The organism is Carnobacterium mobile DSM 4848, from assembly GCF_000744825.1.
Taxonomy (GTDB): Bacteria; Bacillota; Bacilli; order Lactobacillales; family Carnobacteriaceae; genus Carnobacterium_A; species Carnobacterium_A mobile.
In genome coordinates, this window is record NZ_JQMR01000001.1 from 306630 (window position 1) to 320730 (window position 14101).

The window sequence follows — 14101 nt, forward strand, 5'->3', positions numbered from 1 at the left end:
AGACAATGGCTTTAATCGATGACGATAAGAAATATGTTTTAAATCTTTATAATCGTTTACCACTGGAAATCATTGATGCAGAAGGAATGTATCTAACAGATGTTGATGGAAGAAAATTTTTAGATTTTTATTCAGGTATTGCGGTAAATATTTTAGGACATAAACATCCAAAGATCATGGAAGCTGTAAAAAAGCAGGTAGACAGCTATTTACACCTTTCTAATTACTTTGTCGCACCCTCTACCGTAGAACTTGCTAAAAGCCTCGTTGAAAATAGTTTTGCTAGTAAAGTGTTCTTTGCCAATTCAGGAACAGAAGCTAACGAAGCCATGATTAAATTAGCAAAAAAATATGGCAGAGAAAAAGATCCGGATAAAGTGAATTTTGTTAGTTTGGAGAGCGGGTTCCATGGACGGACAATAGGAGGGCTTAGTTTAACAGGCAATGAAAAATATAAAGCACAATTTGCACCAGTTATGCCAGGAGTAAAACATGTTCCGTTAAATGATCTTTCTGCTTTAGAGAACGCAGTGGATGAACAGACGTGTGGGATTATGTTCGAAGTCGTTCAAGGCGAAGCAGGCATTCGATTAGTTACAGAAGAGTTTATCAATAAAGTGAAAATATTAGCTCAAAAATATGATGTACTTATTCTTATTGATGAAGTTCAAACAGGTCTTTTTCGAACGGGCAAGCTTTTTGCTTATGAATATTTCGATATCGTACCTGATATTGTAACTCTTGCGAAAGGGCTTGGAGGCGGCTTGCCGATTGGCGCTATGTTGGTTAGTGAAAGGTTAGAAGAAGTACTGAGTCCAGGGGATCACGGAACGACCTTCGGCGGAAATCCTGTTGCTGCAGCTGCAGGAAAAGCTTTGCTTGACGTAATTCTGGAAAATGACTTTCAAGAACATATCCATCGTATGTCACAACTTCTTTTTACAGAGCTGGTAAAATTACAACAAAAGTATCCAACTATTATTTTAGAAGTACGTGGATTAGGCCTCATGATTGGAGTTGATGTGGGAATTCATGCCGCTAAAATCAAAGACGCCGCCTTTAAAAAAGGCGTGTTGTTGAATGTTACAGGAAAATCAGTTATCCGGTTATTACCTGCTTTTGTGGTTGAAGAAAAGGATATTCAATTATTTTTGGATACATTTGAAGAAGTAATGGAAGAATTGGGGAATTGAATGTGAAAATAGAAGAGTTAACTGAAACTGTTACCACCATAAGAAGAGAGTTGCATCAAATACCTGAAATTGGCTTTAACCTGCCAAAGACTTCGGCTTATGTGAAAAAAAAGCTGCTGGAATATGGATACGAACCTTGTAGTGTAGCACAGACAGGTTGGATAGCTGTTCTTGAAGGTAAGACAACTGAAGCGATAGCTTTTCGCTCAGATATGGACGCTTTAGAAGTGGCAGAAGAAACCGGCATGAGTTTTGCTTCTCAGCATGCTGGCAGAATGCATGCTTGTGGTCATGATGGGCACATGGCCCTTCTTCTAGGCTTTGCAAAGTATTTGAAATCACTCCCTGAATTAAAAAAGACTGTAGTATTGATTTTTCAGCCGGCTGAAGAAGGCCCTGGCGGAGCAAAAGTAATTATGGAATCAGGTATCCTTCAAAAACTTAATGTCAATAAAATTTATGGTTATCATGTCTATCCAGATCTTCCTGAAGGGAAAATTGGATTAGCTACGGGACCGCTTATGGCTAGAAATGGGGAATTCAATATAACCTTGGAAGGGAAAAGTGCTCATGCTGGTCAGCCGCATCTTGGCAATGACGCTATTGTCGCTGCTGCCCATGTCGTATTGGCTGTCCAAAATATTGTAAGCCGAAACTTAGACCCTTTGGAACCAGCAGTAGTGAATATTGGCACTTTACAAGCAGGGGAAGTACGTAATATTGTGGCAGGAAAAGCAAAACTTTCTGGAACAATTCGAAGTTACGATACAGCAACTTACCTAAAAATAAAAGAAAGACTAGCAGCTATTTGTGATGGCATAAAAAGCATAACAGCTGTCAACTGTGTTTTGGATATTACAGATTTTTACCCGGCTGTTATCAATGATGAAAAAATGATTCAGCTGATCATGGATTCTCTTGATAAAGAGGCTTTCCAAGTTATAAAGCCAGTGATGCTTGCTGAAGATTTTTCCTTTTATCAAGAAGGTATAAGAGGAGTGTTCATGTTTTTGGGGACTAGCAGACCTGACAAAGGATGGACTTCTCCACTCCATAGCGGAAGATTTAATTTTGACGAAAAAGTTTTACTCAAAGGTATTGAACTTTATGCCCGTATCCTTAAAATCGAAAATATTCTTTAATAATAAATGAAAATAAATGAAAATTTTTGTACCTAATTTTTTATCAATAATAAAAATAAATAAATGCAAAGAACTTCGTAAAGTAAAAAAACTTTACAACCTGAAAAAAATACTAGCATGTTTTTCAAAAAAATGATATGATATTTAAGTCAGAAGTTTACGAAATGTAACTTCAATTATTGTTTAGTGCTTGGAGGGAAAATCATGCGTGTAAATATCACATTGGAATGTACTGAATGTAAAGAACGTAATTACATCTCAAAGAAAAACAAACGTAACAATCCGGATCGTGTAGAATTTAAGAAATATTGCCCGCGCGAACGCGTCGTTACTTTACATCGTGAAACAAAATAACAACAGAATTTCTGTTGTTTTTTTATACGGTGAATTTGGTAGCTGATCATAAAGGGTAAAAAGTGCTGAGAGTAATTATTCTCAGCACTTTTTTTCTTAAGGAGGTAAAATAAGATGTCAAAAAAGGAAATTCGGCAGCAAATGATAAAACGGCTGAATAATTTACCGTTTGAACAAAAAAAAGAACAAGAAAAAAATATTTACGAACTGCTTTTTGGAATGGAACAATGGAACAAAGCTGAAATAATAGCACTTACCTTATCTCAAGAATTGGAGCTGTCTACTTATCCGATTATCGAAAAAGCTTGGAGAGAAGGAAAAACCGTTGTTGTTCCTAGGACGAAGAAAAACCGAGAGATGGATTTTGTGGTTTATTCTTCAACTACTCCTATGGAAACTTCATCGTTCGGGTTAACAGAACCCCTTAAAACATTGCCGGCTATCCCTAAATCAAAAATCGATTTAGTAATCGTTCCTGGATTAGCTTATTCGGAGAAAGGATACCGCGTAGGATTCGGCGGCGGTTATTATGATCGGTTCTTAGCGGACTATAAAGGAACGACTATTTCTTTAGTTTTTAAAGAACAGAAATTAGGGTCATTTCCAGTAGAAGCTTTTGATATACCGCTTGATTTTTTAATCACTGCAGAAAAAGTAAAGTTCCTACAGAAATAAAAAATAGGAATTCATTCTATTTGGTGTCCTGTCTGACCTTTGGTATACTCATAGTAACTAAAGAAAGGACGGTTTTGCAGATGGATACATGTGAAGTTTTTTTTAGTAATGGTGAATCTTTAAAGGTCAATTTATCTCAAGCAGCATTTAATGAAATAATTAACACAGAAGACGGTATGCTGGATAGCCGATTAGTTTTATTAGAAAATCAAAATGGCGATTCTATTTATATAAATCCCTTACAAATTACTTTTGTAACAGCAGATTTCAAAAATTTTAAGGATGAAGTTTTTACTTTGAGTGAACGCGTACCTGAGGAAGAGCATGAAAGTCATAACTTAGAGGCTATCCAGGATTTAAGTAAAGATATTGATAATATGGAATAGTTTATTAGAAAGAGCCTGTTAAAAGGCTTTTTTTTATTTGTTAAATCTAGTTCTTGCCTGTTGTTTTAAAATCAGTCGCTGTTGTACATTTTTGTTAGCGTGAACAATCACTTTTTATGCTATAATGAGAAAATAATGTAAATCATACGATTTTCATTATATTAGCCCATGTGATAAAGAATGGAGTTGATGACTTGGATTATCAATCGGAAATGAAAATAAAGCGTTTTTTTAAACAACCTCTTCTAACTTATACCTTTTTAGGTATCCAAATTGTGTTGTTTATTTTAATGACTTTTAACGGAGGCAGCACAAATACACAGACATTAATTGAATTTGGAGCAAAATTTAACCCCTTTATTGCTTGGGGGGAATGGTGGCGGTTAATAACACCGATGTTTTTGCATATCGGTTGGATGCACCTTTTAATTAACTCGCTTATTTTATACTACCTTGGAATTCAATTAGAAAGTCTTTTTGGTCACTGGCGTTTCGGTCTTATTTATCTCCTAAGTGGATTTGCTGGAAATGCAGTAAGTTTTGCTGCTAATAATGCCATATCAGCTGGAGCAAGTACTGCTATTTTTGGTATGTTTGGGGCAGCTTTAATGTTAGGAAAAACTTATCCTCATAATCCAGCAATCCAACAATTATCTAAAAATTTTTTATTGTTAGTTATAATCAATTTAGTTTTTGGTGTTTTTGATTCTTCTATTGATTTAGCTGGTCATATTGGAGGACTTGCTGGAGGCTACTTAATTTCAACTGCCATTAGTGTCGCAGACCCATTGCCACGTTGGAAAAAAAAGCGTTTGTTACATGCCGTTATTTTTCTGGTAATGGTGATTTTATTTATAACTATTGGGTATTGGAAAGTTCAGCTTCTGGTTAATTAGCGGGTGGTGAGAAAAATGAAAACTCTATATGAGGTGCAACAAGTATTAAAACGCTATGGTATTTTCATTTATGTGGGAAAGCGTTTGTGGGACATAGAATTAATGATGATTGAATTAAAGAAGATACATGAACAGGGCTTAATAGAAGATGATGAATACTTTAAAGCTTATTTAGTACTTAAACAAGAACACCGCATAGAAGAACAGAAAGAAATGGAAAATAAAGAGTGATGGAGGATACAAATATGTCAAAAAAATTAATTGGAATTGATTTAGGCGGGACGACCGTAAAATTAGCTGTATTAACTGAAACTGGAGAAGTACAACAAAAGTGGAGTTTGTTAACAGATATTTCTGAAGAAGGAACTAAAATAGTTCCTTCTATTGTGGCATCTATTAATGAACACATTGAACGATATGGTATGTCAAAAGAGGATTTTATTGGAATAGGGATGGGTTCACCAGGAACTGTTGATATGAAAAACGGTACTGTAATCGGTGCTTACAATTTAAATTGGAAAACCTTGCAGCCAGTCAAGTTATTGATTGAAGAAGGAACTGGGATTCCTTTTGCTATTGATAATGATGCCAATGTAGCTGCACTCGGGGAACGTTGGAAAGGTGCCGGAGAGAATGAAGACAATATGGCATTTTTAACGTTGGGTACTGGCGTGGGCGGCGGAATTGTTGCTGAAGGGAATTTACTGCATGGCTCTGTAGGGGCAGCCGGTGAAGTAGGTCATATAACTGTTGAACCAAATGGTTATGACTGTACATGCGGTAAAAAAGGCTGTCTGGAGACAGTCGCAAGCGCAACAGGCGTAGTACGTTTAGCAAGAGATTATGCAGATGAATATGCTGGAGAATCTGCGTTAAAAGTTGCTATTGATGATGGCCAATTAGTTACGGCAAAAGATGTATTTGACTTTGCTAAGCAAAATGATGCTCTAGCAGTAAAAGTGATCGATAAGGTTGCTTTTTATTTAGGATTAGCTTGCGGCAATATTGCCAATATATTAAATCCTTCTACTATTGTAATCGGAGGCGGAGTCTCCAATGCAGGAGAATTTTTAATTGAACAAGTACAGGAGTACTTTGATACTTTTACGTTTCCAGCTATTCGCAGCAGCTGCAAAATACGCTTAGCCCAATTAGGAAATGATGCAGGTGTTATTGGAGCTAGTTCACTTATTAAAGATATTATGAGTAAAAATGAAAAACTTTCAACTATCTAATCCAAAATAAAAAGATTTCCATAAAAATGGAAGTCTTTTTATTTTGGACTAGATTTAAACAAAAGTATTTATAAAGGTACGTTGAAGAAATAGAATATAGTTAAAATTATGGAGATTTCAACGAAAGCCTCAGATAGTTAAAACATGCTAAAGAAAAAGACCTGTGTTATAATTATGGACATCAAGACCAATAAGAAAAGGGATAACAGCATGAACTTAACTGCTAATAACCAGAAACATAAGGTGATAAAATGAAAAAGAACGTGCTTACTGTGCTTAGCATCTTTGTGTTAGTCTTCTTGTCAGTTTTCTTTTTAGTAAGCTGCAACAAAGATATGTCTGTCCCTGTAAAAAAAGAAAAAGAGCACGTCCCTCATGAACTTCCATTAAATTATGAAGATTTTAGGAAAGTTGTTGGCTGGCTTTCTGATGATGAACTCCTTGTGCATACTGGGAAAGAAAATATGGACACATTATATCGCTTTAATTTAACGACGGGGAAATTAACTTTACTATATGAAGCAGAAGCCATTATTTTAACAACAGCTATCTCTGAAGATAAGCAGTCTATCTTTGTTCAAATTGCGGACAAAGAAGGTGGCGAACTGCGTATCATTAATTTAGCTGGTGAAGTAGAACAAAAACTGGCAATTGAAACCAATGGTTATTTGAACGTCAATTGGAATCCTGTTGATCAAAATCAATTATTTATTTCTTATTATAAATGGGAAGAAGAAATGATTATTCAGAAATGGGATATTGAAACAAATCAGTTAGTAGATATTCAGTCAAAATCTTTGACTCCCATTTGGTATTCTGGCAATCTTTATTTATATGTAGATAATTTAGATGATTTCTCCTTACAAACGGGAGAATTATATATGGGCGATATTCGAACAAATGAAGTAACACGTATTCAGAGTCAAGTTACAGGTTTTTATTTGAACAATGATACATTTATTTCATTTTCTCCTTCCGATTTCAATAAAGAAGAATTATTGTTAAACCGGCAATATCCTTTTATGGTCGATAAAGGATTTATTACGATTCCCAAAGTCACCATGAATGAACGATTGGTTTTTCCTAATTTAACACAATCTGGAAGAAATGGAGACCTTTATGGAGTATTTGCTAAAAAATCAACGCAATTAGAATTGGAATCAGGTGATTTTGAATTTGGAAAGTTGAATTTTGAGACACGAAAAATTGAATCTATTATTGATTTGCCTGATAATGCCCCGATCAGCATGGCTAAAAATAAGCGTTACTGCTTATATGGTTGGCGTTTTGAATACATTATTGATTTAGAGCAGCAGAAGCTTTACCCTTTGATTGAAATGGAAAAATCTTCTTCTTAACTAAGCACTTAATTAGAGATGTAAAAAAAGCTAGTAAAAACCCTTTCTCTTGTGTACAATTATTCATGTGAGTATGAGAGGAAAGGGGTATTTTGAATTGAATGGTAATGTATTACTAAACACCGTTTTATTGATTATTATTATAGTGTGGGGCGGTTATGAGCTATATCAATATTTCAATCGGAAACGTGCGGCAGTTGAATTGACTGAAGAAGAATTTAAAAAAAATATGCGTAAAGTTCAACTGATTGATGTTCGCGAAAAAGCAGATTTTGATGCTGGACATATTTTGGGCGCTCGAAACATTCCTTATTCGCTATTTAAAACAAGGATGGCTGAAATCAGAAAAGATCAACCGGTTTATCTTTATGATCATAGTAAATCTTTAAGCGGCCGAGCAGCTGTTAAATTGCGTAAATCAGGATATAAAGACTTGTATCGTCTTAAAGGCGGTTACCGCGATTGGACAGGTAAAACAAAGAAAAAATAACCAAATAAAAAAATCGCTTCTCAATTGAGAGGCGATTTTTTATTTACAGTAACCATATTCCTATTAATCTTCATCTTTAATGTCGCTATCTTCTGGCAGTGGTTCATTCAAGTAATCAAGTAATTCTGCTTTATATTTTTCTAATGATTTTAAATAAAGGTTAAATTGGTCTTTATTGACTAAAAGATCTTCACCATCGGATACGGTGCGGATTTGTTTTTCACGAACAAGGCGGTAAACTTCTGAAATCGTAAGATCCAGATATTCTGCTGTTTCTTCAAGCGTGAGATACATCTGACACACCTCCGTTCTTTTGATATAATTTATTTTACGCTATTTTCTAAGAAAATACGAGGAAAGTCCCATTATTTTCAAAGATGAAAATAATGAATCATTAGAGGACTATGTTATAATAAAAACGTTAACGTTAATAAGTGGAGGGTATTATGATTAAAACAGAAGTCTTTGCTCATAGAGGCAGTAAAGGAACTCATCCAGAAAATACTTTGCTCGCTTTTGAAGAAGCAGTTCGTGTGGGAAGTGATGGAATTGAACTGGATGTACATTTAAGCCGGGATCATGAATTAGTAGTCATCCATGATGAAACGGTAGATTGCACAAGTAATGGAAAAGGTTTGGTTCGAGAATTAACGCTGCAACAATTAAAACGGTTAGACGCAGGCAGTTGGTTTAGTGAAGATTATACAGATTGCCGTATTCCGACATTACAAGAAGTGATTGATTTTTTGATTGATAGTCAATTTAAAGGAACATTGAATATTGAACTTAAAACAGATCATTATATTTATCCGGGTATTGAAGAGAAAGTGATGGAATTAACAGATAAAAAGGAAATCCAATTTAAACTTGTCTTTTCAAGTTTCAACTATCAGACGCTTATTCGTTTAAAAAAATTGAATCCTGCGGTCGAGATTGCATTATTATTTGAAAAAAATGGAAGGGATCTGTTAGTACTGGATACCGATATCATGGTAACCATGTGGCATCCTAGCTTATTATGGTTCCGAGAAAAGACGTTAACCGATGAAGTGAAAACGGCTGTCCGCCTTTGGACAATCAATCAAAGTCAGGAATTGGAATATTGCTTTAATCAGAGAGTAGCCGGTGTTATCACGGATTATCCCGAGAAAGCTCTTGCTTTACGAAAAAAATTGGAAACAATGCCCTAAAGGAGAAAAATGTGACTAAACTACCTATTATCGTCATCGTTGGTCCTACTGCTGTTGGAAAAACCAGCTTAAGTATTGCTTTAGCGAAACAGTTTAATGGTGAAATTATCAGCGGGGATTCCATGCAAATTTATAAAAAACTGAATATTGGAACTGCTAAAGCCTCTTTAACAGAACAAGCAGGGATACCTCATTATTTGATTGATGAAGTAGAGGTTTCAGAAAGTTATACTGTATCTGACTTTCAAAAAAGAGGAAGGCAACTAATACAGGATATTAGTGCTAAAGGTAAAACACCGATTATTGTTGGAGGGACAGGTTTATACATTGAATCTTTACTATATGATATAAGTTTAGGCGGTTCAGGAGAAAATGATTTAATTTTTCGAGCTCAAAAAGAAATGGAAGCCGCTGAACACGGTTCGCACTACTTATGGGAAGAACTCAGACAACTTGATCCGACTGCTGCTGAAAAAATCCATGTGAATAATGTCAGACGCATTATTCGTGCACTGGAAGTTTACCATGTGACAGGGCAGTTATTTTCTTCTTATCAAAATGAACGGGAAATGAAAGAACCTTTGTATAATATGAAAGTAATAGGATTAACGACAGAACGGAACATTTTGTATGATCGCATCAATGAACGAGTGCATCTTATGATAGAGCAAGGACTGGAATCAGAAGCTCGTTGGTTAGCTGAACAGCAACTGCAAAATGCACAGGCAGCACGCGGAATTGGATATAAAGAATGGCAGCCTTACTTTGAAGGGAGAGCTTCTCTAGACGAAGTGATTGCTGCTATTCAGCAAAATTCAAGGCGTTATGCCAAACGGCAATTAACCTGGTTCAGAAACCGGCTGCCGGATATCAGTTGGTGGGATTTAGTAAAACAACCGGAATCTAAAAAAGAATTAGTTGAAGAGGTCCAACAATTTTTACAAGGACAATGAAAAAATCCAAAGGAAAAGGAGGTCATTGTGATGGAAACAAAAAAAGAACAAGAAAAAGCTGTACTTGTTGGTGTTCAAACAACTGAAACAGATTCTGATTTTGCTTATTCTTTGAATGAATTATCACTGTTGACAGAAACTGCTTTGGGAAAAGTTGTGGGAGAGTTAACGCAAAAAAGAGAGCGTTTTGATCCTCGCACTTTTTTAGGCAAAGGAAAATTGGAAGAACTGTCACATTTGATAGAAGAAACTGAAGCGGATGTAGTGATTTTTAATCATGCATTGACACCTGGACAAACTCGGAATATTCAAGAAGTGAGTGATGTGAAAATCATTGACCGAATTCAGTTGATTTTGGATATTTTTGCAATGCGTGCTCGAAGCAAAGAAGGGAAATTGCAAGTGGAGCTAGCACAATTGCAATATATGCTGCCGCGTTTAGCTGGACAAGGCATCAATTTATCTCGCTTAGGCGGCGGCATCGGCACAAGAGGACCTGGAGAAACGAAACTAGAAACAGATCGCCGTCATATTCGAAATCAAATCAGCGATATTAAGCGAGCCTTAAAAGATACTGAAAAGCATCGGGAACGCAATCGGATACACCGTCGAGAAAGCGGAGTTTTTCAAATTGGGCTAATGGGATATACCAATGCGGGAAAATCTACCTTATTGAATGCTTTAACTCAAGCAAAGACCTTTGAAGAGAATCAGTTATTTGCCACATTGGATCCTTTAACACGTAAATTAGTATTGCCAATAGGAACTACTGTAACATTAACCGATACGGTTGGATTTATCCAAGATCTTCCAACAGAATTAATCGAAGCTTTTCAATCAACATTGGAAGAAACGCGTGGTGTTGATCTACTGCTGCATGTAGTTGATGCTTCTGCAGAGAATATGGCAGGACATGAAAGAACGGTAATAGAGCTGCTAAAAAAATTAGAAATGGATCATATTCCCATGTTGACTGTTTACAATAAAAAAGATTTAGTAGATGGATTGTTTTTCCCGAGTTTATATCCGAATTTATTGATTTCTGCTAAAGATCCAGCAGATATTGAAATTTTATTAGAGGAAATTACGAATCAAATGCAAGAAATCATGGTTCCTTATCAAATTGAAGTAGGAGTAGAAGAAGGTCAAAAGCTTGTCCAACTAAAACAAGAAACTTTAGTAACAGCTGAAACCTATGAAGAGGAAACAAACCGTTATCTTGTTAAAGGCTATGCAAAAAAAGAGTCAAAATGGAATGGAGAGAATCAATTAAAATGAGTTGGAACAATCACTTTACACCAGAGCTAGTTGAAAGAATAAAAAAAATTGAAGAAAAAATCAAACCGGTTCATGAACAAATCCATGAGGTTGCCTTATTTAACCAATATAAAGTATTAAAAAGCTTTAGAGACAAAAAAGTTACGGAGCAAAATTTTAATCCGTCAACCGGCTACGGCTACGATGATTATGGCCGTGATACATTAGAAGAAGTCTATGCTGATGTGTTTAAAGCAGAAGCTGGGTTGGTACGTCCGCAAATCATTTCCGGTACACATGCAATTGCTACGGCTTTATTTGGTGTAATGCGTCCAGGAGATGATCTGTTGTATATTACTGGATCCCCTTACGATACATTATTAGAAATAGTAGGAGTTACGGGAGAAGGTATTGGTTCATTTAAAGAATATCAAATGGGTTATGATCATGTTGATTTACTACCAGATGGAGGTGTGGACTTTGAAGCTGTACAAGACAAAATGACAGCCAAAACCAAAGTAGTAGCCATTCAACGTTCTCGTGGTTACGCCAGTCGTCCGTCTTTTACTATTGAAAAAATTGAAGAGATGATTCAATTCGTGAGATCAATTGATCCTTCTGTGATTATTTTTGTTGATAATTGCTATGGCGAATTTGTTGAGCTGAAAGAACCTACTGAAGTTGGGGCAGATCTGATGGCAGGATCGCTGATTAAAAACCCAGGTGGCGGTCTAGTTAAAACAGGCGGTTATATTGTAGGTAAATTAGAATTGATTGAAGCATGTGCATACCGCTTAACTTCTCCGGGAATTGGTCGGGAAGCAGGAGCTTCTTTATATAGTTTGCAAGAAATGTACCAAGGCTTTTTTATGGCACCTCATACAGTCGGAGAAGCTTTAAAAGGCGCAGTCTATACTGCAGCTTTACTGGAATCTTGCGGAGTAGAGAGTTCGCCTAAATGGAACGATGAGCGGACGGATTTAATCCAAATCATTTCTTTAAATGATAAAGGGAGAATGGTTCAATTTGCTCAAACGATTCAAAAATATTCTCCTATTAATGCTCATGTGATGCCAGTAGGAGCTTATATGCCGGGTTATGAAGATGATGTGATTATGGCAGCGGGAACCTTTATTCAAGGATCCAGTATCGAATTAACGGCTGATGGTCCTATCCGACCGCCTTATACCTTGTATGTACAAGGCGGTCTAACTTATGAACATGTTAAACTAGCTGTCAGTTCAGCTGTTGCAGAATTATTTTTTTAGTATGAGTAAAAAAAGCTACTTATATCGGTCTGATTTTAGACAGATGATAAGTAGTTTTTTTTGTTTCAAAAAAGATTGCAACCCACGGATATGTAACATTCCCATGTAATAAAAATTTTGACAATTTAAATTGGCCTTGTTAAAGTGATGAATGAAGAATAAATAAAAATTTAGCTAGTTCACAAAGGGGAGAATTTTAAGACGATGAAAAAATTCACAAAAGAAGAAATCAAAGCCAGTGCAAAAGAACATAATGTACGTTTTTTACGGTTGATGTTTACAGATATTGACGGCACCGTCAAAAATGTTGAAGTCCCTATCAGTCAAATAGACAAAGCGTTGAACAATGAAATGATGTTTGATGGTTCTTCAATTGATGGTTTTGTCCGTATTGAAGAAAGTGATATGTATTTATATCCAGATTTAGACACTTGGTTGATTTTCCCATGGGAAGTAGGAAATGAAAAAAGCAAAGTAGCCCGTTTGATTTGTGATATTTATAATGCTGATGATACACCTTTTGCCGGAGATCCCCGCACTAATTTAAAACATGTCTTGAAAGAAATGGAAGAACTAGGTTTTTCTCAATTTAATTTAGGACCAGAGCCTGAATTTTTCTTATTCAAACTGGATGAAAATGGAAAACCAACGCTTGAATTAAATGATGATGGAAGCTATTTCGATTTTGCACCAACAGATCTAGGTGAAAATTGTCGGCGTGAAATAGTTTTGCATTTAGAAGATTTAGGATTTGAAATTGAAGCCAGTCACCATGAGGTAGCTCCTGGACAACATGAAATCGATTGGAAATATGCAGATGCTATTGAAGCTTGTGATAATATTCAAACCTTTAAATTAATTGTCAAAACGGTTGCTCGAGAACATGGTTTGCATGCTACTTTTATGCCAAAACCGTTAGAAGGAGTCAGCGGATCAGGAATGCATTTCAATATGTCTTTGTTCAACGAAGAAGGAAATGTTTTTTATGATGAAACCAATGAACTGGGATTAAGCGAAGTCGCTTATCACTTTTTAGCTGGTATTATGTCGCATGCTTTAGGATTTACTGCTATTTGTAATCCCACTGTTAATTCTTACAAACGATTGATTCCTGGATACGAAGCACCTGTTTATGTTGCATGGAGCGCACATAACCGTTCACCTTTAATTCGTGTACCAAGTTCGCGTGGCTTATCGACCCGCTTTGAATTACGTAGTGTGGATCCTAGTGCCAATCCTTACTTAGCATTAGCAGTTTTGCTAAAATCAGGTTTAGATGGAATTAAAAATAAAATGGTACCTGCTGAGCCCATTGACCGCAATATCTACCGAATGACGAGTGAAGAACGCTATGAAAAAGGAATTATTGATTTACCATCTACATTGCATAATGCACTAAAATATTTACGCAAAGATGAAGTAGTCAAAGAAGCACTTGGTTCGCATATCTATAATAGTTTTATGACAGCTAAAAAAGTGGAATGGGCAGCTTATCGAGAACAAGTTTCTGAATGGGAACAAGAAAAATATATGACTCTCTATTAAAAAATTAAATGAGTTTACATTCCGATTGTGAAGAATAAGAAGAGTGTAACTAAAAAAGAATTACGTGCTTACATGCGTAATTCTTTTTTTATATAGTAGGAGATGATAAGTTTTTCTGCATTCAATGTCTAGTGCTCAGTCCCTCAAACAGTGCTACTT

The 14101-nt window shown here is 35.8% G+C and carries 16 protein-coding genes; 15 read left to right on the forward strand and 1 reads right to left on the reverse strand.

Going from position 1 to position 14101, the window contains the following annotated elements; all coding sequences use genetic code 11:
* Positions 1-5 precede the first annotated feature (5 nt).
* From BR87_RS01380 to BR87_RS01425, 10 genes are all read left to right on the forward strand, one after another.
* A complete protein-coding gene (locus BR87_RS01380) occupies positions 6-1193 on the forward strand; it encodes an aspartate aminotransferase family protein (RefSeq protein WP_035027775.1) in 1188 nt (395 codons plus the stop codon).
* Between the two features lie 2 nt (positions 1194-1195).
* Positions 1196-2335 (forward strand): M20 metallopeptidase family protein, encoded by a 1140-nt coding sequence (locus tag BR87_RS01385; RefSeq protein WP_211249958.1) that lies wholly within the window; start codon positions 1196-1198, stop codon positions 2333-2335.
* A 204-nt stretch (positions 2336-2539) separates the two neighbouring features.
* On the forward strand, positions 2540-2689 hold the full coding sequence (gene rpmG / locus BR87_RS01390) for a 50S ribosomal protein L33 (RefSeq protein WP_034536796.1): 150 nt from the start codon (positions 2540-2542) through the stop codon (positions 2687-2689).
* A 114-nt stretch (positions 2690-2803) separates the two neighbouring features.
* Complete coding sequence (locus tag BR87_RS01395; RefSeq protein WP_035027781.1) at positions 2804-3364, forward strand: 5-formyltetrahydrofolate cyclo-ligase; 561 nt, start codon at positions 2804-2806, stop codon at positions 3362-3364.
* A gap of 80 nt (positions 3365-3444) precedes the next feature.
* A complete protein-coding gene (locus tag BR87_RS01400; RefSeq protein WP_035027784.1) occupies positions 3445-3750 on the forward strand; it encodes a hypothetical protein in 306 nt (101 codons plus the stop codon).
* 194 nt (positions 3751-3944) lie between these two features.
* Positions 3945-4646, forward strand: a complete 702-nt coding sequence (locus BR87_RS01405; protein ID WP_051929610.1) for a rhomboid family intramembrane serine protease — start codon at positions 3945-3947, stop codon at positions 4644-4646.
* Between the two features lie 15 nt (positions 4647-4661).
* Entirely contained in the window at positions 4662-4877 is a 216-nt protein-coding gene (locus tag BR87_RS01410; RefSeq protein ID WP_035027787.1) for a YqgQ family protein, read from the forward strand.
* 14 nt (positions 4878-4891) lie between these two features.
* Positions 4892-5881, forward strand: coding sequence for an ROK family glucokinase (locus BR87_RS01415; RefSeq protein WP_035027790.1), 990 nt, complete (start codon positions 4892-4894; stop codon positions 5879-5881).
* A gap of 251 nt (positions 5882-6132) precedes the next feature.
* Positions 6133-7239 (forward strand): YqgU-like beta propeller domain-containing protein, encoded by a 1107-nt coding sequence (locus BR87_RS01420; protein WP_051929612.1) that lies wholly within the window; start codon positions 6133-6135, stop codon positions 7237-7239.
* Positions 7240-7336: 97 nt separating this feature from the next.
* Positions 7337-7729: a rhodanese-like domain-containing protein gene (locus BR87_RS01425; protein ID WP_035027793.1), complete on the forward strand. Its 393-nt coding sequence runs from the start codon at positions 7337-7339 to the stop codon at positions 7727-7729.
* A 63-nt stretch (positions 7730-7792) separates the two neighbouring features.
* Here BR87_RS01425 and BR87_RS01430 read toward each other — a convergent pair whose 3' ends face one another.
* Entirely contained in the window at positions 7793-8023 is a 231-nt protein-coding gene (locus BR87_RS01430) for a helix-turn-helix domain-containing protein (RefSeq protein WP_035027796.1), read from the reverse strand.
* Positions 8024-8175: 152 nt separating this feature from the next.
* On the opposite strand from BR87_RS01430, the gene BR87_RS01435 reads away from it, so the two are divergent.
* The 5 genes from BR87_RS01435 to glnA all read left to right on the forward strand — a co-directional run bounded on the left by BR87_RS01435 (position 8176) and on the right by glnA (position 13942).
* Positions 8176-8919 (forward strand): glycerophosphodiester phosphodiesterase, encoded by a 744-nt coding sequence (locus BR87_RS01435; RefSeq protein ID WP_211249960.1) that lies wholly within the window; start codon positions 8176-8178, stop codon positions 8917-8919.
* 11 nt (positions 8920-8930) lie between these two features.
* Entirely contained in the window at positions 8931-9872 is a 942-nt protein-coding gene (gene miaA, locus BR87_RS01440) for a tRNA (adenosine(37)-N6)-dimethylallyltransferase MiaA (protein ID WP_035027799.1), read from the forward strand.
* 30 nt (positions 9873-9902) lie between these two features.
* Positions 9903-11150: a GTPase HflX gene (gene hflX / locus BR87_RS01445; protein WP_035027802.1), complete on the forward strand. Its 1248-nt coding sequence runs from the start codon at positions 9903-9905 to the stop codon at positions 11148-11150.
* Positions 11147-12397 (forward strand): methionine gamma-lyase family protein, encoded by a 1251-nt coding sequence (locus BR87_RS01450; RefSeq protein WP_035027804.1) that lies wholly within the window; start codon positions 11147-11149, stop codon positions 12395-12397. The genes hflX and BR87_RS01450 overlap by 4 nt, the downstream gene beginning before the upstream one ends.
* Positions 12398-12601: 204 nt before the next feature.
* Complete coding sequence (glnA, locus tag BR87_RS01455) at positions 12602-13942, forward strand: type I glutamate--ammonia ligase (RefSeq protein ID WP_035027806.1); 1341 nt, start codon at positions 12602-12604, stop codon at positions 13940-13942.
* Positions 13943-14101: the final 159 nt, after the last annotated feature.

Bases quoted from the DNA above. Each gene is read 5' to 3' on its own strand.
- BR87_RS01380 (WP_035027775.1), top strand. From the start codon at position 6: ATGGCTTTAATCGATGACGATAAGAAATATGTTTTAAATCTTTATAAT.
- rpmG (WP_034536796.1), top strand. From the start codon at position 2,540: ATGCGTGTAAATATCACATTGGAATGTACTGAATGTAAAGAACGTAAT.
- BR87_RS01395 (WP_035027781.1), top strand. From the start codon at position 2,804: ATGTCAAAAAAGGAAATTCGGCAGCAAATGATAAAACGGCTGAATAAT.
- BR87_RS01400 (WP_035027784.1), top strand. From the start codon at position 3,445: ATGGATACATGTGAAGTTTTTTTTAGTAATGGTGAATCTTTAAAGGTC.
- BR87_RS01410 (WP_035027787.1), top strand. From the start codon at position 4,662: ATGAAAACTCTATATGAGGTGCAACAAGTATTAAAACGCTATGGTATT.
- BR87_RS01415 (WP_035027790.1), top strand. From the start codon at position 4,892: ATGTCAAAAAAATTAATTGGAATTGATTTAGGCGGGACGACCGTAAAA.
- BR87_RS01420 (WP_051929612.1), top strand. From the start codon at position 6,133: ATGAAAAAGAACGTGCTTACTGTGCTTAGCATCTTTGTGTTAGTCTTC.
- BR87_RS01430 (WP_035027796.1), bottom strand. From the start codon at position 8,023: ATGTATCTCACGCTTGAAGAAACAGCAGAATATCTGGATCTTACGATT.
- BR87_RS01435 (WP_211249960.1), top strand. From the start codon at position 8,176: ATGATTAAAACAGAAGTCTTTGCTCATAGAGGCAGTAAAGGAACTCAT.
- hflX (WP_035027802.1), top strand. From the start codon at position 9,903: ATGGAAACAAAAAAAGAACAAGAAAAAGCTGTACTTGTTGGTGTTCAA.
- BR87_RS01450 (WP_035027804.1), top strand. From the start codon at position 11,147: ATGAGTTGGAACAATCACTTTACACCAGAGCTAGTTGAAAGAATAAAA.
- glnA (WP_035027806.1), top strand. From the start codon at position 12,602: ATGAAAAAATTCACAAAAGAAGAAATCAAAGCCAGTGCAAAAGAACAT.